Origin of the sequence: Okeania sp. SIO2C2, from assembly GCF_010692625.1 — a bacterium.
GTDB classification, from domain to species: domain Bacteria; phylum Cyanobacteriota; class Cyanobacteriia; order Cyanobacteriales; family Microcoleaceae; genus Okeania; species Okeania hirsuta.
The window spans coordinates 14,977-33,332 of the sequence record NZ_JAAHGM010000051.1; the positions used below are offsets into that span (position 1 = coordinate 14,977).

The following is an 18,356-nucleotide window of genomic DNA, read 5'->3' on the forward strand; positions in this document are numbered from 1 at the left end:
CGAAGGAAAAATCTTGCGTTGTCTAAGTTTTAAGCTTTTGATCTGTCCACGCCCTTTGCCTCGACTGCTATAGAATTGTGTTTGGCGATTGAATAGTTCTTGCTTCAATCTTTTTTATTTTTCAAAAATCAATCCAAATGAAACTTTTAATTAGTAACGACGATGGCATTTTTGCAGAAGGTATCCGAAGTTTGGCTAATGGTTTAGCAGCGGTAGGCCATGAAGTTTTTGTAGTTTGTCCTGACAAAGAACGTTCAGCCACAGGTCATGGTTTAACATTACATCAACCTATTCGGGCAGAAATAGTCAAGTCAATTTTTGATGACACCGTCACAGCTTGGGCCTGCTCTGGTACTCCTGCCGACTGTGTAAAACTAGCCTTATTTGCCTTACTAGAAACCCAGCCAGATTTAGTATTAGCAGGAATTAATCATGGTCCCAATTTAGGAACAGATATTTTATATTCTGGTACTGTTTCTGCTGCGATGGAAGGAGTTGTGGAAAATATTCCTAGTATTGCTTTTAGTCTTGGTAGTTATACTTCTAGAAACTTTGAAGTTGCTGTCAATTTTGCTCAAAGTTTGATGAAAAAAATTGAAAATGAACCTTTAGCTAATGTTATGTTGCTAAATGTAAATATTCCAGCAGTTAAAGAAGCAGAAATAGCAGGGGTAAAAATTACCCGTCAAGGAGTTCGTCGCTATATAGATATATTTGAAAAACGGGTCGATCCACGAGGCAAAACTTATTATTGGTTAGCTGGAGAGGTACAGGAAGATGTGGAAGAAACCAACGACCGCTCCTCAGTAGAAAAGTTATCAACAGATGTCCAGGCAATGCGTGAAAAATATATTACGATTACCCCCTTGCAATACAATTTTACCTATGGTAAACAATTAGGCTATCTCCAAAAATGGAAGATTGATAATTTTCGTGAATAGTTAACTTTTATGCAGTAGAAATTAAGGCTAAACTATAAAAGAATAGGCAAGATAATCAAAATTGCAGATCAAAAAAACTCATCTAGGTGAGTAGTGAAAAATTTCGTTGATTGAATAAAAATAAGTATGAGCGCTCCCACATCTAAGAGTCATTCTGTTACCTGCCCAATTTGTAATCGCTCCAGTGCCACACGACCACTAGAAGTATTTAATGGGCTATTTACTTGTCCATATTGTCATTCTCATCTGGTAATTAGTTGGAGTGGCCATTATGTCAGAGACCCCCTCGCTCTCCAACAGCTAGATATTGGACAAATGCTGAGAAGGCAAAGTAGACCTCTAGCAAGATTACGTCGCGATCTGAGCAGGCAGTATTTACCTATAGTTGTGGCGATCGGGAGTGTCATATTGTTTGGAGGGGCGATCGCTTCTCTAAGTAAGTTTGATTTTAAATTGGGTATATTTGATGGAGTATTAGAGTGGGTGCAAGAAAAAGAACTGTTGAATAATCAAAACAGTCAGTAGTTATTGATTTATACTATTTATTTTATTGAAGAAGGAAGAAGGAAGAAGTATATGGGGACTTAAATCCCAATCAATTATTAATACTGTTTAGACGGGGGGTATTAAACCCAAAAGAAAAAGATAAACTCTAATAACTATCAAAAGGCTAGGCTGAAAGTAGCCAGGATACACGCAAAAATTAAAGATTCAAGGCTTGATTACACCCATAAGCTGACCACTCAATTAATCAGAGAAAATCAAACTGTTGTAGTTGAGGACTTGGCAGTAAAAAACATGGTCAAGAATCACAAATTAGCTAGAGCAATAAGTGATGCCAACTGGTCTGAATTAGTCAGGCAATTAGAGTACAAAGCTAATTGGTATGGACGGGAATTAATCAAGATTGATAGATATTTTCCTAGTTCAAAACGTTGTTCCAATTGTGGTTATGTAGTGGAAAAATTGCCTCTAAATATTAGAAATTGGGATTGTCCTGAGTGTGGTACTCACCACGATCGTGATATAAATGCAAGCATAAACATTTTGGCTGCGGGACTCGCAGTGTCAGTCTGTGGAGCGACTGTAAGACCCGAAGAGAGTAAGTCTCGGAAGGCAGGTGCGGCAGAAACAGAAAGTCTCTAACAGTGATGCTAGGGAATCCCGCGCTGTCTCGTGAGAGCAGCGTCGGGAGGATGTCAATTCAGAGAGTTTATCAAAGGAATCTTATGAAGAAATCGATAAAAATCTTACTCAAAAATTTGAGGTTGTTTTCCAATTTTTAAAAGAACTAAATGAGCAGTACGAAATGGAGAAAAAAGTCGTTAATAGCAAGATATTTCATGTCTTTTTCTTGGGAGCTAGAGAACAATATAGAGGCAGAAAGATTAGTAATAAATTAGTTGAAAATAATCTGAAGATGGCAGCTCAAGGAGGATTTTCCACAGCAATAGTAGAAGCTACTGGAAATATATCGCAGTATATTTGTCGGAAGTATGGATTTGAGGATAGAGTTTCTCTAAATTATCAGACTTATGAATATAAAGGAGTCAAAGTATTTGAGGAAATCAAGGAGCATGAAAGCTGTATTTTGATGGAAAAAGTTTTCGGCGTTGGTGAAGCGCGTGTATGATATTAATCTTAATTATTTAGGAGTCAACCCACCCGCGCGCCCCTCCCAGGAGCGGAAGTCAGTCGGACCTAGTCAGGAGGAAAGAAAGAAGAAGAAAGAGTAGTAGAAGGAGAAAGTTTTTTGTTCGTGCTCTTATGCGGACAGGATATCATACCAAATTGATAAATGTTTGCTACAAATAGCTAGGATATTTCTTGGGAGTCAACCCACCCGCGCGCCCCTCCCAGGAGCGGAAGTCAAGAGTCGTATGGGAATGGCTTCAATACCATTTTTCAGGTCGCAAATCATCTTTTTTGTCAAAGGGAATATCCTGCACGTGTCTTTTTATTCCTCTTACTATTCGTAACATTCTTTTTTCACGGTTGGTATCATGCCTCTTTTTACCAACGCCAAGTTTTCTAATAGATACGGGGGGGGGAAAATAAATAATAATTTTATCTTTTTATTTTGGGTTTAATTCCTCACTGTCAACGGGGGTGTTTACAATTGGTTTAAATTTGAGTCCCCATCCATTTATTCTTCCTGATTCCCTCTTCCTTATTCCCTATTCCCTCTTCCTTCTTCAAATTTTTTGAACTTTCAATTTTTGCTTTCTCTTGTGACTAATGCCCATCCTTTGACAGTGTTCAAAACTTTCAAATTTTCTAGGGTAAGGTTATTCAAATTTGATGCTTGAACTAATAGATATGGTTGAGACTGACTTTGCCATTGTTGTTGAATTTTTTGTGGTCCGACACGCTTGATGAGGCGATCGCTATAAAAATTCAAAGAGGGGCGGTCTTTAGTATCGAAGGAATAAACTATCTGACCGGGGGGTGTATATTTCTGAATCATTTCTCCGACTGGTTTGACTGGATAGTTTTCTTGCAATTCCAAGATCCAATGAGGGGAATTAACAAACAGTAGGAGTGAAAGATATGTTCCCCAAATCAAGATTGACAAAAACTGACGGTCTTGTTGGTTTAATAATATGGTTGCTATTGTCATTGTCAGTGCAATAGTTGCTGAGATTAACCGTAAGTACAAATCTAGTTTTGTCTGATTTTCCTCTCCCAGATGAAAAATACCGCTGAAGTCAAGCCAAGCAACCCAAGCTAGTAAGGCGAGCAGTGCAAAAATGGCTACTACTAGACGGTGATAAATAGTAGGGATACCTTTAGGATGTTTTTTACTCTCACCTTGAGTATGAAGATATTGATAAGCTGGAAACCGAATGTATCCCAAATCTACTGGAAATTGATGCCAAATTTCTGTCAGATAAGTACCGACTGCTAGAGCAAAAGCGGGATAAATAGGTAGTACATACCAGGGGAGTTTGGTATTCATTAACGAAATAGCTAATAAATATATTCCGCTCCAGACCAAGACTAATTTTCCCCAACTGAGATTCCGATTTTTCCAACTCAGATATAATCCGGGAAACCAGAAAAGCTGCCAGGGGAAAGTAGACTCTAGAATTTCCAATAAATAATACCAAATAGGTCCATCGTGACTGCCTACGGGTTGCCAAATACGTTTGAGAGATTGATGGAAAAAGTTGGCATGGAAAAATTCTATTCCGTAATGGAAAAATTGAGCTGTGTACCACAGAAATACTGGGAGCATCCCGAGTAAGATACCGCCCCAAAAATATTTACAACGCAATAGTCGGGGAGTATCCCATAAGAGGAAGAAAAAAGCGATCGCTCCTAATAGTAATCCTAAAATAATTCCTTTTGTGAGGGAAAGTAGGGCAAAACTCAGACCAATAGCTAGAGAATAACGGAGGTTACGACGCGATCGTAAAACGCACCAAATCATTAGTAGAAAAAAACAAAGTACTGCCCCATCTAACATTGCTAAACGTCCATGTCGCACGACTGGCAATAAAGTTAAGTAGACTAAAGCAGAGAAAATTGCGGGGGTGCGGGGGCGAAATAATTCTCTAGCAATACTATAAATTAAGGGTACAGAAAATGCTGTGAATAAAGCAGGGAATAAACGTGCGGTTAATTCACTTACTCCGGCGATATTGTAGACAAAAGCGATCGACCAATGTACTAATGGTGGTTTGTTCAAATAGGGAGTATTATTGATAGTTGGATAAACCCAATTCCAATTTTTTCTGGTTATTTCTCTAGCTACTTGAGCGACTATTCCTTCATCCCAATCTCGCAAAGGTAATGTGTCTAAATTAGTAGAAAATAGTAACAATGCTGCTAATAATAAACTGGCAATTATAAGTAAGTCTATATGGGTATTTTTGTTGGTGGATATTTTATTAAACATTTATTCAATGAAAAAGTCAAAATTAGAAGATTACTTCAGTTATCAGTACGCTAATAATGATATAGCAATCTTATTTGAGTTGTGAGATATTGTAGATTTTAGGGGATAGGAAATAGGGAAAAGGGGATAAATTTCTAGGAAAACAGTATGAAAAATGATTTTGTGAGCAAGTTATACAACTCTAACTTATGCTAAATAAAGGGCAAGTTTATTTTCTGGAGATATCTATTTTAGGGAATAGGGAGTAGGGACCTTGTATGTAACGTCTCTACAGAGTAGGGAGAAATTATCAATTCTTTACCCCTACTGCCTACTCCCTATGCGTGGAGTAGATGTCTAATTATCATTACATTTAAGCAACGCCATCTTTTTAGTCCAAGAGACATCTCCTATAAAGTATTTTAATTGCCCCTATTATCCGTAACATTATTTTTTCAAATTGGTATAATAGAGAATCTGTATTAAAATGAAGTAATTTTCAATTACTGTATAACCGGATTTTATATAAGTCCCCATCCATTTTTTCTTCCTTCTTCCTTCCTTTCTCATCCTTCCTTCTTACCGAAAAATTAAGGTATAAAGCCTCTCCATTCATGGAGAAAAAAGTGGTCGTTAGCGTAGCTTCCCGAAGGGTGGGATGGCTCCGAAACCTGCGCCATATCCAATGGACCAAGAGAAGAAAAAAAATCCTTTTAGCCAATCCTCTTCTTTATAAGAAGAGGTAATTATTAATTATTAATTGTTAATTATTAATTATTGAATTCTTCCTTCTTCAAATCAATCAAATTAATATGAACTTACCTGTAATTTTAGATATTGCCATTGGTTTAATTTTTATTTATCTTATTTTTAGCTTACTAGCTAGTGAAATCCAGTCAATTTTGACAATAATTTTGCAATGGCGAGCCACTCATTTAAAAAAATCAATTGAAGAGTTAATTGCTGGTGAACCCTATATCAGTAAAAATAATTCTAAATCTAGTACAGAAATTGAAAAAGTGCAAAAACTAGCTAATTCTCTATATCAAAATCAATTAATTAAAAACCTTAACTATAGTGGTAGCAAAGGTCCATTGGAAAGAGGATTTCGGAGAATAATTCAGATGCTTGGTAATTTAAGTCGAGCTGTAACTGGAATTAATAATATTTTTGATGCAGAAAAAACTGCTCCTTCTTATATTCCGTCAGATACATTTGCTGCTAGCTTAATTGATACTTTGAAACTTCAAGAATTAATGCAAATGATTAGTGAGGATAAATTAAGAGATTTTACCGATAATATTTTGCTAAATATCAAGAAAATATTAGATAAATTGAATATAGAAGATAGCAGTCAGCAGAAAAAGATTCAGGCTGAATTTGATAATTTGCATCAAGAGTTGAATCAAAATTTTCAGGATTATCAAAACAATTTGGCAAATCTTGATTTAACGTTAGATAGAACTTTAAATAAACTAGATTTATACACAGAAAAATCTCTAGAATATTTACCAGATGTAGCTCATCAAGAATTTATTAGCCAAATAAATTTAGTCAAACAAGTATTAACAAATACCCATGAAAGAAAAGTTTTAGTAACTGAAATGGAACCAAGCGCCTCTAATTTATTAAAGTTTTTGAGAGAGGTAATGGAAATGGGAAAAGCTGTGCAAGCAGATTTGCAAAGTAATCAGGGTAAAATTAATCAAAAAGCTATTGAAATGATTGAATTATTGCCTGAATCTTTACAAAAAAGTTTATATATTTTAGCCAAACAAGCCACAACAAAAATTTCAGCAACAGGTAATGCTTTATATCAGTTTCAGAAAGAAATTGAGAGATGGTTTGATAGTGGAATGGAAAGAGCGACTGGTGTTTATCAGCGTAATGCTAGAGGAGTTGCTTTTTTGATTGGTATTACTATTGCTATAGTTGCTAATATTGATACATTAAATATGATTGATAATTTATCAAAAGATTCTTTAATGCGGGCGACAATTAATAGTTATTCCCAGGAATTAATCAATAATAATTCTAATCCAAGTGAGTTAGAAATAGGGGATATTCAAAATCAGGTAAATGCAGCATTAGATAATTTAGAATTACCTATTGGTTGGGGTCAAAAACAAACAAATAACACCTCAGTAAGTCAATCAATTACTTATTTAGAAGGATTAAAAAAAATATTGGGTTGGCTAATTAGTGGCATAGCTATATCTATGGGGGGGAATTTCTGGTTTAATTTATTAAAAAAGATTTATAGTGTTAAAAAATGAATTATTGAGGAGACAGGAGACAGGAGACAGGAGACAGGAGTCAGGAGGTAAGAAAGAAGAAGAAAGGTAAGCATTCAGCCATCAGCTATTGCTTTTAATTTTAGATAAAAACTTTATTCATTGAGCCAGAATTTATACTTACTATAAAAAACTGGCTAAAACAGTCTATAGAACCCATTTGGTATCTTCATAAATATGCGCGTTTTTTTAGCTAGGAGTCAGGAGACAACCCACCCCCAACCCCTCCCAGGAGGGGAAGACAGGAGACAGGAGGTAAGAGGGAAGATGTGGGGAGAAATAATACAAAAAATTCAACACTTCTTTTTCATATTTTTCCTCAAAATTGATGCGATAAAAGACTTGACTACCATAATTATATAGATCTCAAATGGGTCCTATATTCATTAAAACCCCCTTTATGGTATTACGACTCAGGCAACGCCAAATTTTTTTTCTTCCTTCTTCCTTCTTCTTTCTTCCTTCTTACTCCTTCCTTCTTCCTCCTTCCTTCTGCCATAACACAACTAAAAAATAAAAATAACTTGTAAATGCCAATCTAAATCTTGACGAATAATTTCAATTCTACTAATAAATTCGCGTAAGTAAAATCTCCTTTCTGACTCTGATAAATCCCACCAAAATTGGGTGATGCAAACCGCTTTGGCAGTTTCTAATAAATTGACTGGCGGTAACTGGTTAAATTGACTTTGTAATTGAGAAATTTCTGTTCTAATTTTGTAAGTACGTAGTTCAGCAGTTTCTTGGTCAAGAATGCCATTCTCCGTGAGATTTGGTAGTTGAAAAAGAATATCTTGCTTATCAGAAATATCCTGTTTAATTTTACTCTTAATTCCATCCATATTTGGCATTTCTAAAGCAGTGATCGCCGATGGTAAATCTCGACAAATTATTTCTATAGTTTCTGCCAAAATTTGTTGATAAGCTAAAGCTTTACATTTGGGTTTGCGGGAGCAACTTTTGGGACGCAAATATAGATATTCTTTCTCTTTGCGAAAAGTAGTAACTTTTGCCGTAATCATTGGAGACTGACATTCTGTGCAGACAACTAAACCTGCCAGAGAGTGGGGAGCGCTGGCAGTACGCGGTGGCATTCGGCGGTTGCGTCGGAGCAAACGTTCGACTTGAGCAGATTCTTCTCTAGAAATTATGGGAAGATGAGTATTAGAGATGACTTCATTATTTTGATATTGTAAGTCACCGCGATAAACGGGGTTAGTTAACCAACGTCGCCCAGTGGTAACGGAGATTTTTTTGCCGTATTTTTTCTGAATATGGCGCACAGCACCACGCAAGGAAGCAAACAGAAGGAAGTTTTCAAAGAAGTCTTTCACAATGGGGGCAGCACTTCTGTCAATGGTGTAACGGTCCTTACCTCGGCGATATCCGTAGGGTGCTTTACCTGGGGGGGGTATAGCTTTGATGCGGTTGCGAGCGTGGGCAGTGCGAATTTTGCGACTATGTTGATTTTGGCGAATTTGGTTGAGGAGTCTGAGTAGGTCTATTTTTCTTGGTGAGTTATTGCTTGGTGAGTTGGGGTTGATATTGATATCTGAGTCGAGGGGAATAATTTGGATATTGAGAGATTGGAGTTTTGTAAGGCGATCGCATACTTCTTCTACACAGTCTCCTAATTCTTCAAGTTTACGAATTAAGAGATAATTAACTGCTTGAGTTTGGCAGTCGAGTAGGAGTTGTTGGAGTTGTTGGCGATCGCCTAAGTCGTGATAAATGCGGTCAACTTCCCACCCCCAAGTTATGGGGTCTGGGGCAGTTTCAAACAGGGGGTTTGTATATGAATAGGCAATAATTTTCACAGGTTATCTTATTGTTGACTTAATTCTATAATATTACCGTCGGGGTCTTGGGTAAATAGGGCAGGGCGACCAGAAGCACTCATTTTAATTGGGCAATTATTGGCTAATAGTTGTGATTTTGCAGCATCTATATTAACCACAGAAAATGCTAAATGTCGGTTTCTACCTAATTTTTCTGAGTTAACTAGATCGGGTATTATTTCCGATACTATCAGATGAATTTGGAAGTTGCCAACTTGATACCAAGTACCGGGAAAATTAAGGGAGCGGTCTACTTTTGGGAGTTTGAGAATTTGACCATAGAAATATTCGGCTTTTTCCAGGTCTGAAACTAACAGAGCAACATGGAGAGATTGAGTTATTTGCATAAAATTTATATGTAAGCATTCAGCAGTCAGCTATCAGCTATCAGCTATCAGCTTGATTACCTTTAAAGGAGAAAAAAGAAATTTTATCAAAGCTTCAGAATACGAATCTTTGGTTGAGAATGTAGTAGAAGCTAAACAAATCCAGAATACTCTTTCAAGGAGTATATTTTCATAGTAACTTTTAAGTGTCTATCAGTCATTTAATTTTAGGAGTGGTTGATCTCTAGTTTTTATGTTCCGGAATACTTTTTAAAGAGCATATTCTAATAGTAACTTTTAATTCTCTATCAGTCGTTTAATTTTAGGAGGAGTTGCTCTCTAGTTTTTATGTTCCAGAATACTTTTTAAAGAGCATATTCTAATAGTAACTTTTAATTATCTATCAATCGTTTTTACCTCCTCCTTAATAACTGAAGTCCGCAGTTCCTCTTTCAGAGGCTAGCTAATAGTTGATGGCCAAATGCTTAAGTTATTTCTAAATTTTGACATCTATATAATAATACACTCATTTAATTAGGGCTTACCGATTGAATCGACTTAAAGGTTGAGTAGGGGAAGCACGGGCGATCTTAAGTTTTCGGTTATGACCACTACTATTTTGTCCTGAATTCTGTTTACGGAGCATTCCGTAGGAAATTCTGATTCCTGATTTTTTTATACTACATTTTGAAGTGTGGAATGTAGGCTCAAACTTAGACAATGCAAGATTTTTCCTTCTTCTTTCTTCCTTACTACTATAGAACCCCCGATCGTATCTTCATAAATATCAAGTTTTTTTAGTTAGGAGTTAGGAGACAGGAGGGAAGAGATGAAGATGTGGGGAGAGATAATACAAAAAATTCAACACTCCTTAGAGCTGATTTTTCCTCAAAATTAATGCGCGAAAAGACTTGACTACCATAATTATATAGATCTCAAATGGGTTCTATAACACCTCAACAAATAAATAGATCGCCAAATTATGGCGATCGCTAATTTTTGAGACCAAAGATTTCTAACTTCCACCCAATTTTAACCATTCATCAGGAAGTACATTGGCAATCAACTCGAAATTACCACTACCATCAGGTTTAACAACATAAGCTATACCCATTGGATCAGGATAAATACCTGTTGAAGCTTCAAATAGATCGTCGTGACCAACAATTACAGTATTTGTTCCTTGTGGAGGGACTGCTGTTAACATTGGGTCTAATCTTGCTTTCATGTCAGCTATTTGTTCAGGGGTGTAGTCTTCAGCTTTAGGAAAGTTGAGGTCGCCATTTTTCTCGTACCACTCCCAATTAAGTAGAAATGAGATATTACTACCATTTTTTGAGGTTGTTACTAGGACTTGCCGACGCACAAAAATGCTGTCTGTACGGACTCTAATCATCATTTAGTGCAAAAAAGCCTCCTAGTATTCTTAAAAATATCTAAAGTTTTTTAGACAAAAGACTACTAAGAGGTAAAAAGGTTATATTTACAACAAAGTGAGGGAGAAATTTATGGTAACAGCTACAAGACCAGAACAAAAAGCTAAAATTGGCCCCACTAAGCTCCTAATTAATAACGAGTGGGTAGAAAGTGCCTCTGGCAAACGCTTTGAAACGATTAACCCTGCAACAGGAGAAGTTATTTGTGACGTTGCGGAAGCAGATGCACCTGATGTAGACAAAGCCGTAATCGCAGCCCGCAAAGCATTTACCAGTGGCGATTGGCCAAAAATGTCCGCTACTAAACGAGGGGAACTTCTATACAAGTTAGCAGATTTGATGGAAGAAAATATAGAAGAGTTGGCAAGACTGGAAACCCTAGATAATGGTAAGCCACTCAATGACTCTCTCAATGCAGACTTACGTTTATCCATCGCCTGTTATCGCTATTATGCAGGATGGGCGGACAAAGTTCAAGGCAAAACTATCCCTATCAATGGTTCCTACTTCTGTTACACCCGCCACGAACCAGTAGGAGTTGTCGGTCAAATCATTCCTTGGAACTTCCCTCTATTAATGCAAGCTTGGAAACTGGCCCCAGCATTAGCAATGGGTAATACATTAGTAATGAAAACTGCCGAACAAACACCATTGTCAGCTTTTCGGGTGGGAGAGTTAGCGGTGGAAGCTGGTTTTCCTCCTGGTGTAATAAATATTTTATCTGGTTATGGCCCAACTGCTGGTGCTGCCATTTCCCACCATCACGATATTGATAAAGTTGCTTTCACAGGTTCCACAGAAGTAGGTCATTTAATCATGGAAGCTGCTGCCAAGAGTAACTTAAAGCGGGTGACTTTAGAACTCGGTGGCAAGAGTCCTAATATTGTGTTTGCTGATGCAGATATGGATGCTGCTATTGAAGGAGCGCATTTTGGTTTGTTCTTTAACCAAGGTCAGTGTTGCAATGCGGGTTCTCGTTTATTTGTGGAAGAGAAATGTTATGACGAGTTTGTTGCTAAGAGTGTGGAACGGGCAAAACGCCGGATGGTGGGCGACCCGTTTGCAGATAATACTGAACAGGGTCCTCAGGTAGATGAGGAACAGTTTAATAAAGTGATGGGTTATATTGAATCTGGTCAACGGGATGGTGCCCAGATGTTATGTGGTGGGGCAAGAGTAGGCGATCGCGGTTATTTTATTGCACCCACTGTATTTGCTGACGTGCAAGATGAGATGAAGATTGCCAGAGAAGAAATTTTTGGTCCGGTGATGAGCATCATTAAGTTTAAGGATATTGATGAACTGGTACAAAGGGCGAATGATACGATGTATGGTTTAGCTGCTGGAGTGTGGACGCGAGATGTAGGTAAGGCTCATGCTGTAGCTCATAGTGTTCGTGCGGGTACAGTTTGGATAAATTGTTATCATGTGTTTGATGCTGCTGCACCTTTTGGTGGTTTTAAGCAGTCTGGTATTGGTCGGGAGTTGGGAGAGTATGGTTTACAGCAGTATACAGAGACTAAGACTGTAACTGTGAAGATGTAGTTGGCGATTAATTACTCTTACTAGACATCTCCGAAAAAAAGTAGGGACGTTCCATGGAACGTCCCTACAAGAATATTTGGCGTTCTATCCTAACGGAACAAACACTGGCTTCATAACTGAAGTCTTAAGGCTGAAGGTTGAAGGCTGAAGTTAAATTTTTGCTGTGACTATATTTGAGAATGTTCGCGCCAGTAATGGCGACTGCTATATTTGCTTAATGATCGATTAAAATAGAAAAATACTTGATTTTTTTTACCTATTCCCTATTCCCTACAACATATTTTCCAAATCCTGTCCAGAAAATTGTTCGCAAAAATTACATTTGAGACTTAAAAATTAAAGTTCTAAATGTTAGGTTAATTTAACCTAGATACTTATGACCATTGAGCAATCTTAATTAAAGCATCAGAAAGTCGTTTTTTTAAAGCCTCTGATGATTCTGGAGTCCAGTCATAGAAACCTTTTTCCGTTTTCAGGCCAAGCTCACCTGTATCGACTTTCTCTTGGAGTAATGATGGTGTTTCAATGGAATTTTCAATGTAAGGAATGAGGTATGGCCAAATTGCCAAGATTAAATCCCAACCTGCGATTTCAAATATCTCAAAGACACCAGCATTTGCTAAACGTCGTCCAAAACCGTTCTTGACCACAATATCTACATCTTTTATATTAAAAAATTATCAACTGCTGCTTCATAAAACTGATATAAAACGTCACATAGCGTGATATTTTACGGTTCTGGACCCTTGGTTGACCGAAACTAAAAAAAGTTCGTTTTTAGATGTAATTGAAAATGGGCTTCGTAAAGCTTTTTCTCAGGCACTTTTTAAGGATTCTATACTGCAAGTTTTTGAAGAGATTGATGTCAATAAAGATGGTATTTTAGAAATGTCTGAAATTGAATCTAAGTTTAAGAAGCTTGGTTATACTGAGCAAGAGATTGAAAGTTTCTGGAAAGTCAGCGATGTTAACCAGGATGGTAGTTTATCTAAGGCTGAGTTTTTTGAGAATTTTACACAATTTTTGTTGTCATCTCAGATGAATAGTTAATTTGTGCCATAATTAATTTGGCTCGACCAATTAACTGGAAACTTATTTGAACTAATTGATATTCACTATAACACTACAATGTCAATTATTTTTGATTGGTGAATCTAGATTTTTTGCTAACCTAGTCAGCCAGAAACTTTTAATCGCTTAAATTTTAAAATTTAAGTAATTATTCTGTAATAACAGCAGTTATTTTTAGTCAAGAAAGGGGTATAATATGCGGGGTTTATTCAACCTGATACTTAAATATATAAAGTAAAAATAGACAATAAAAAAAACGATTTTTACACAAAAATACTGATTTTTTTGATTAAATTGATATCAATTCACCTAGTTTTTACTGATGTATAAAAAAATTTTTTTGAGAGTGTACAGTCAATACCTTCCTCAACTAAGAAGCGGGTAAATTGAGGATAGTCACTTGGGGCGTGATTTCAATATGTAGCATTTTCTGCTAAAATACAAATCAACCTATCATCATATCATCATATAATTGCTGAGGAAGTATGTCGGATGTCACTATCAAAGACTTAGAAATAGTACAAACGCTATTCAACGAAGCTGGTTTAGATTATCAATTAGAATTAGAAGGTGGAAAAATATCAGTTATGGGGCCATCAGATATAATATCAAGCGAAATAACTATGCGTTTAGGCGCTTCCCTTTATACCTGGATAAACCCCCGTCGTCTGGGGCGGGTATTTGACTCTGCTGGTGGTTTTATCTTACCTGATAGCAACCTCAAAGCACCAGACGTATCTTTTGTCAAAGCCGATCGCTTGCCACGAAGCATCCGCTATTTTGCAGAAATGGTACCCGATCTAGCAGTGGAAATCAAGTCTCAAAGCGATAGAGTTCCCCCTCTAAAAAAGAAACTCCTAAAATATATCGAACTGGGGGTGCAAGTCGCAATATTAATCGATCCTGATGAAGAAACAGTAATAATTTATCGCCCCACAGGAGAACCCATTGAACTCACAGGGGATGACATATTGAGCATTCCTGAACTATTCCCTGGTTGGGAAATATCCATTTCTGAACTTTGGCCGCCAGTCTTTGATGAGGAAGAATAGATTTCAGTTATCAGTTATCAGTTATCAGTTATCAGTAAAAAGAGACAATATCGCTCCTTTTTACTAGAATCTTTTTAACGAAAGGAGCGATCGCTAGTTTCTAGACAAAGATATAAATTATCAACAACCTACTAGACCGACACAGCTAAAACTGTGCAATAGGGAGTAGGGAAGAAAGATATTTGTTGGGTTTCGTCCCTCAACCCAACCTACACTTATTGCACCATTTAAAGTGTGTCAGTCTACTACAGCGCTTTTCAAATTAATGAACTATATCGCCATAAACAAAAACCGCTGTAAAATTACTTCGCCCTCGCTACATCCATAATGTCATCCATCACTGAACCTGACTCCTCCATCTTGCCAATATCCAAGAGAGTCTTCAATAATGAATCGGGATTTAAACTCAACGAGTCAATACCTTCCTCAACTAAGAAGCGGGCAAATTCTGGATAATCACTTGGCGCTTGACCGCAAATACCAATCTTGCGATCGTATTTCTTAGCAGCTTTAATGGCAATTTTCACCATCCGACGTACCGCTTCATTGCGTTCGTCAAAAATATGCGCTACTAATGCCGAATCTCGGTCTAAACCCAAAGTCAACTGAGTCAAATCGTTAGAACCGATAGAAAAACCATCAAATACTTGCGCAAATTCGTCTGCAAAAATCACATTACTGGGCAACTCGCACATCACATACACCTGCAACCCATTCTCGCCTCGTTTCAAACCATTTTTCTCCATCTCCGCTAATACCTTGCGACCTTCATCAGGAGTCCGACAGAACGGAATCATTGGAATTACATTAGTCAAACCCATCTCATCCCGTACCCGCTTCAACGCCTTACACTCCAAAGCATAAGCATCGCGATATTTTGGATCGTAATAACGAGACGCACCCCGCCAACCAATCATGGGGTTTTCTTCCCCAGGTTCAAATTGACGACCACCTAATAGGTTCGCATATTCGTTACTCTTGAAATCACTCATCCGCACTACTACAGGATGAGGATAAAAAGCAGCAGCGATCGTACCTACACCTTGCGCCAGTTTATCGACAAAGAAATCAGGTTTTTGTTCGTACAACCCAGTCAAGTTACGAACTTCCCGTTTTACTAACGGATCGTCCAACTCATCATAGTGAATTAAAGCTAATGGGTGAGCTTTAATATGATTGGCAATAATAAATTCCAACCGTGCTAACCCCACACCATCGCAAGGAATAGAAGACAGACCAAAAGCTTCCTCTGGGTTGCCAACGTTCATCAAAATCTTAGTGCGAGTCTTAGGTAAGTCACCTAACAAAGTTTCCTGTACCTCAAACGGCACCATACCCTCATAAACCTTGCCCTCTTCACCCTCAGCACAAGAAACAGTTACTTCCTGACCAGTCATCAACACTTTAGTAGCATCACCACAACCAACTATTGCTGGAATACCCATCTCCCGCGCAATAATAGCAGCATGGCAAGTGCGTCCCCCTTGGTTGGTAACTATAGCGCTAGCTTTTTTCATAATAGGTTCCCAGTCTGGGTCGGTTTTGTTAGTCACCAAAACTTCCCCTGGCATGAATTCGTCAATTTTATGCACGTCAAGAATAACACGAGCTTCACCTTGCCCAATCATTTCTCCCACGGCGCGACCGCGAACTAATACATCACTGCTACCTTTAAGTTTGAAGTTACGGAGAATGCTGCCAGATTTTTGAGATTGTACTGTTTCTGGACGCGCTTGCACAATGAACAGTTCGCCAGTGAGACCGTCTTTTGCCCATTCAATATCCATTGGCGTGTAATGGTCACGCACTTGAGAATAATGTTCTTCAATAACACAGGCCCATTTTGCCAGTTGCAATATTTCGTCGTCATTGATGCAATATTTTTCCCTTTCGGAAACTGGCACTGGCACGTTTTTGGTAAGTTTGGAACCACCGATGTCATAAATCATCTTCAGTTCTTTTGTACCCAGGCGTTTTTCTAGTATGGGGCGGAAGTCTTGTTTGAGGGTGGGTTTGAAAACAAAGTATTCGTCTGGGTTGACTGCCCCTTGCACGACGTTTTCACCTAAACCGTAAGCTGCTGTTACCAGGGCAGCATTTTTGAATCCGGTTTCAGTATCGATGGAAAACATGACACCGGAGGAGGCGAGGTCTGAACGTACCATTTTTTGCACGCCCACTGATAAAGCAATGTCGAAGTGGTCGAAACCTTTGATGGTGCGGTAGGAGATGGCGCGGTCTGTGAATATGGAGGCAAAACACTTGTGGCAAGCTTCTAATACTGCTTCATCACCGTAAATGTTGAGGTAGGTTTCCTGTTGTCCGGCAAAACTCGCATCTGGTAAATCTTCAGCAGTGGCGCTGGATCGTACTGCTACGTCAACTTCTTTGGTGTAGCGTTCGCACTCTTGTTTGGAGTTGCCTTCTAGTGTGTCACAATATTCAGCAGAAGTGCCGTAGCGATCGCACATTTGATGATATGCTGCGACGATGGCTGATTCTAATTCTTCTGGAAATGGGGTGTCGAGGATGAGGGTGCGAGCTTGTTTGCCTCGTTGCCGTAAATTCCTGACATCTTCTACATCTAGATCAGCAAATAGTTCTCGCAGTTTTTTCTCTAATCCAGCTTTTTGGATGAAATACCGATATGCGTAAGCAGTGGTGGCGAATCCATTGGGAACGTTTACACCTTTGGGAGTTAATTGTTGAATCATTTCTCCCAGGGATGCGTTTTTTCCTCCCACTAATGGAATATCTGCAATTCCTACTTCTTCAAACCATAGGACAAAAGCTGTTACATCTACTTTTTTTGGGCTTTTTTGACCTAATAGGTTCACCATAATTTTCTCCTCCAATGTTTTATTTATGCCGTGTTACGAGGCAGGATTTATTTATTTAGTTTTGTTTCTTTTTTTTTCACAATGTTAAATATAATGATTGATTTGTGGGATGTTAAGAAAAACAAACTTATCGATCCCTAACTTTTAAACTCCATAATTAAGGTGGATTATTTCTACATAGATTCTAGTTTTTTAGCTAGAGGAGGATTTTTGACCTCCATCTACATCCTAATACTTTCTACTGTAATTGCAATATAGGGTCGGAAAAAATCTTTAGTTACAAAAAGTAAAAAATTTTGTTTTTTCAGTGGTAAAGGTTATTATTGAAGAAAGATAAATTTTTAAGAGTTAGAAAAAAATGAAAGTTAAAAATAAGAATGTCAAATCGGATGTTAAAATGAGGGATATATTGTGTTTAAACAACAATTGTCCGATTCAGTTTGTATTAGGAATATTGGGTAGTAAATGGTCGGTATTGATTTTGCAACAGTTGTTGAGTGGTGATCGCCGAACTCACGAATTATTAGAAGCACTGCCAGGAATTAGCTCAAAAACACTGACGTTAAGACTCAGAGAGTTAGAAAAGTATGGTTTGTTAGCAAGGCAGGTATTTCCGGAAGTGCCTCCCCATGTTGAATATTCTTTGACGGATAAAGGGTTAGAAGTGCAACCAGTTATGATAGCTCTCCAGCGGTTAGGGGAGCAATGGTTAGGAGAAAAAAATAGTAGTTGTTCGATGGAGATGTGAGCAAGACTGAGATTTTGTGGGTGTGAGTTGAGTGTATAATTTAGTGGTGAGTAAAGTTATCAAAAATTTGTCAGTTTGTAGTATAAATTTAGCAAACAAAGTAAATATTTCATGGGCTATAACAATACTACAAACAAAAAGTTTTTGTTTAGCTGGCGCACAACTGCGTTAACGCTACGCAACAGGTCAAGCGCAGCATGATATCAAATCCAGTTAAACAGCCATAGAATGGTTAAGTTAGGAGGAGTCAACCCACCCCTCGCCCCTCCCCCTCCCAGGAGGGGAAGTCAGGAGTCAGGAGTCAGGAGGAGAGAGAATTACAAAGATGAGCGTAGTTATGACTATTGGATAATTTTTTTATGTCCAATAAAACGGATTTGATATG

Annotated in this window: 17 protein-coding genes and 1 pseudogene; 12 read left to right on the forward strand and 6 right to left on the reverse strand. The window is 37.9% G+C overall.

All coding sequences use genetic code 11. The features are described from left to right. Positions 1 to 137 precede the first annotated feature (137 nt). From surE to F6K18_RS27575, 5 genes and pseudogenes are all read left to right on the forward strand, one after another. Positions 138 to 941, forward strand: coding sequence for a 5'/3'-nucleotidase SurE (surE, locus tag F6K18_RS27555; protein ID WP_287525533.1), 804 nt, complete (start codon positions 138 to 140; stop codon positions 939 to 941). A gap of 126 nt (positions 942 to 1,067) precedes the next feature. Then, a complete protein-coding gene (locus F6K18_RS27560; RefSeq protein WP_124144806.1) occupies positions 1,068 to 1,466 on the forward strand; it encodes a hypothetical protein in 399 nt (132 codons plus the stop codon). A gap of 114 nt (positions 1,467 to 1,580) precedes the next feature. Next, positions 1,581 to 2,087, forward strand: a pseudogene (locus tag F6K18_RS27565) (RNA-guided endonuclease TnpB family protein); the annotation flags it as partial. Positions 2,088 to 2,250: 163 nt separating this feature from the next. Beyond that, positions 2,251 to 2,574, forward strand: a complete 324-nt coding sequence (locus tag F6K18_RS27570; RefSeq protein WP_287525535.1) for a hypothetical protein — start codon at positions 2,251 to 2,253, stop codon at positions 2,572 to 2,574. Further along, complete coding sequence (locus tag F6K18_RS27575; protein ID WP_287525537.1) at positions 2,555 to 2,677, forward strand: hypothetical protein; 123 nt, start codon at positions 2,555 to 2,557, stop codon at positions 2,675 to 2,677. The genes F6K18_RS27570 and F6K18_RS27575 overlap by 20 nt, the downstream gene beginning before the upstream one ends. Positions 2,678 to 3,153: 476 nt before the next feature. On the opposite strand, the gene F6K18_RS27580 is transcribed toward F6K18_RS27575, so the two are convergent. Beyond that, positions 3,154 to 4,842 carry a glycosyltransferase family 39 protein gene (locus tag F6K18_RS27580; protein ID WP_287525539.1) on the reverse strand — a complete coding sequence of 563 codons (1,689 nt, stop codon included), beginning with the start codon at positions 4,840 to 4,842 and terminating at the stop codon, positions 3,154 to 3,156. Between the two features lie 791 nt (positions 4,843 to 5,633). Here F6K18_RS27580 and F6K18_RS27585 point away from each other — a divergent pair. After that, positions 5,634 to 7,097 (forward strand): hypothetical protein, encoded by a 1,464-nt coding sequence (locus F6K18_RS27585; RefSeq protein ID WP_287525541.1) that lies wholly within the window; start codon positions 5,634 to 5,636, stop codon positions 7,095 to 7,097. Between the two features lie 195 nt (positions 7,098 to 7,292). Beyond that, on the forward strand, positions 7,293 to 7,478 hold the full coding sequence (locus tag F6K18_RS27590; RefSeq protein WP_287525543.1) for a hypothetical protein: 186 nt from the start codon (positions 7,293 to 7,295) through the stop codon (positions 7,476 to 7,478). 143 nt (positions 7,479 to 7,621) lie between these two features. On the opposite strand, the gene F6K18_RS27595 is transcribed toward F6K18_RS27590, so the two are convergent. From F6K18_RS27595 to F6K18_RS27605, 3 genes are all read right to left on the reverse strand, one after another. Next, entirely contained in the window at positions 7,622 to 8,932 is a 1,311-nt protein-coding gene (locus F6K18_RS27595; RefSeq protein WP_287525545.1) for a recombinase family protein, read from the reverse strand. 8 nt (positions 8,933 to 8,940) lie between these two features. Further along, the gene (locus F6K18_RS27600) at positions 8,941 to 9,300 is read right to left on the reverse strand and encodes a VOC family protein (protein ID WP_287525547.1); all 360 of its coding nucleotides are present in this window, start codon (positions 9,298 to 9,300) and stop codon (positions 8,941 to 8,943) included. Positions 9,301 to 10,294: 994 nt separating this feature from the next. Further along, complete coding sequence (locus F6K18_RS27605; RefSeq protein ID WP_287525549.1) at positions 10,295 to 10,678, reverse strand: hypothetical protein; 384 nt, start codon at positions 10,676 to 10,678, stop codon at positions 10,295 to 10,297. A gap of 109 nt (positions 10,679 to 10,787) precedes the next feature. Here F6K18_RS27605 and F6K18_RS27610 point away from each other — a divergent pair, with 109 nt between their 5' ends. Then, positions 10,788 to 12,260 carry an aldehyde dehydrogenase family protein gene (locus F6K18_RS27610; protein ID WP_287525551.1) on the forward strand — a complete coding sequence of 491 codons (1,473 nt, stop codon included), beginning with the start codon at positions 10,788 to 10,790 and terminating at the stop codon, positions 12,258 to 12,260. A 374-nt stretch (positions 12,261 to 12,634) separates the two neighbouring features. Here F6K18_RS27610 and F6K18_RS27615 read toward each other — a convergent pair whose 3' ends face one another. After that, positions 12,635 to 12,928, reverse strand: a complete 294-nt coding sequence (locus tag F6K18_RS27615; protein ID WP_287525581.1) for a 3-hydroxyacyl-CoA dehydrogenase family protein — start codon at positions 12,926 to 12,928, stop codon at positions 12,635 to 12,637. Positions 12,929 to 13,010: 82 nt separating this feature from the next. On the opposite strand from F6K18_RS27615, the gene F6K18_RS27620 reads away from it, so the two are divergent. Continuing rightward, a complete protein-coding gene (locus F6K18_RS27620) occupies positions 13,011 to 13,310 on the forward strand; it encodes an EF-hand domain-containing protein (RefSeq protein WP_287525553.1) in 300 nt (99 codons plus the stop codon). Between the two features lie 506 nt (positions 13,311 to 13,816). Next, positions 13,817 to 14,383 carry a Uma2 family endonuclease gene (locus tag F6K18_RS27625; protein ID WP_287525555.1) on the forward strand — a complete coding sequence of 189 codons (567 nt, stop codon included), beginning with the start codon at positions 13,817 to 13,819 and terminating at the stop codon, positions 14,381 to 14,383. A gap of 302 nt (positions 14,384 to 14,685) precedes the next feature. Here the strand turns inward: F6K18_RS27625 and ppsA are convergent, their stop codons facing one another. Next, entirely contained in the window at positions 14,686 to 17,223 is a 2,538-nt protein-coding gene (ppsA, locus tag F6K18_RS27630) for a phosphoenolpyruvate synthase (protein WP_287525557.1), read from the reverse strand. Between the two features lie 358 nt (positions 17,224 to 17,581). On the opposite strand from ppsA, the gene F6K18_RS27635 reads away from it, so the two are divergent. Beyond that, the gene (locus F6K18_RS27635; protein ID WP_375341357.1) at positions 17,582 to 17,971 is read left to right on the forward strand and encodes a winged helix-turn-helix transcriptional regulator; all 390 of its coding nucleotides are present in this window, start codon (positions 17,582 to 17,584) and stop codon (positions 17,969 to 17,971) included. A 228-nt stretch (positions 17,972 to 18,199) separates the two neighbouring features. After that, the gene (locus F6K18_RS27640; protein WP_161564503.1) at positions 18,200 to 18,352 is read left to right on the forward strand and encodes a hypothetical protein; all 153 of its coding nucleotides are present in this window, start codon (positions 18,200 to 18,202) and stop codon (positions 18,350 to 18,352) included. Positions 18,353 to 18,356 lie beyond the last annotated feature (4 nt).

What these genes read in the sequence shown, in the direction of transcription:
- surE (WP_287525533.1), top strand. Translation starts at nt 138, where the DNA reads ATGAAACTTTTAATTAGTAACGACGATGGCATTTTTGCAGAAGGTATC.
- F6K18_RS27560 (WP_124144806.1), top strand. Translation starts at nt 1,068, where the DNA reads ATGAGCGCTCCCACATCTAAGAGTCATTCTGTTACCTGCCCAATTTGT.
- F6K18_RS27570 (WP_287525535.1), top strand. Translation starts at nt 2,251, where the DNA reads ATGGAGAAAAAAGTCGTTAATAGCAAGATATTTCATGTCTTTTTCTTG.
- F6K18_RS27580 (WP_287525539.1), bottom strand. Translation starts at nt 4,842, where the DNA reads ATGTTTAATAAAATATCCACCAACAAAAATACCCATATAGACTTACTT.
- F6K18_RS27585 (WP_287525541.1), top strand. Translation starts at nt 5,634, where the DNA reads ATGAACTTACCTGTAATTTTAGATATTGCCATTGGTTTAATTTTTATT.
- F6K18_RS27590 (WP_287525543.1), top strand. Translation starts at nt 7,293, where the DNA reads ATGCGCGTTTTTTTAGCTAGGAGTCAGGAGACAACCCACCCCCAACCC.
- F6K18_RS27600 (WP_287525547.1), bottom strand. Translation starts at nt 9,300, where the DNA reads ATGCAAATAACTCAATCTCTCCATGTTGCTCTGTTAGTTTCAGACCTG.
- F6K18_RS27605 (WP_287525549.1), bottom strand. Translation starts at nt 10,678, where the DNA reads ATGATGATTAGAGTCCGTACAGACAGCATTTTTGTGCGTCGGCAAGTC.
- F6K18_RS27610 (WP_287525551.1), top strand. Translation starts at nt 10,788, where the DNA reads ATGGTAACAGCTACAAGACCAGAACAAAAAGCTAAAATTGGCCCCACT.
- F6K18_RS27625 (WP_287525555.1), top strand. Translation starts at nt 13,817, where the DNA reads ATGTCGGATGTCACTATCAAAGACTTAGAAATAGTACAAACGCTATTC.
- ppsA (WP_287525557.1), bottom strand. Translation starts at nt 17,223, where the DNA reads ATGGTGAACCTATTAGGTCAAAAAAGCCCAAAAAAAGTAGATGTAACA.
- F6K18_RS27635 (WP_375341357.1), top strand. Translation starts at nt 17,582, where the DNA reads ATGAAAGTTAAAAATAAGAATGTCAAATCGGATGTTAAAATGAGGGAT.
- F6K18_RS27640 (WP_161564503.1), top strand. Translation starts at nt 18,200, where the DNA reads ATGGTTAAGTTAGGAGGAGTCAACCCACCCCTCGCCCCTCCCCCTCCC.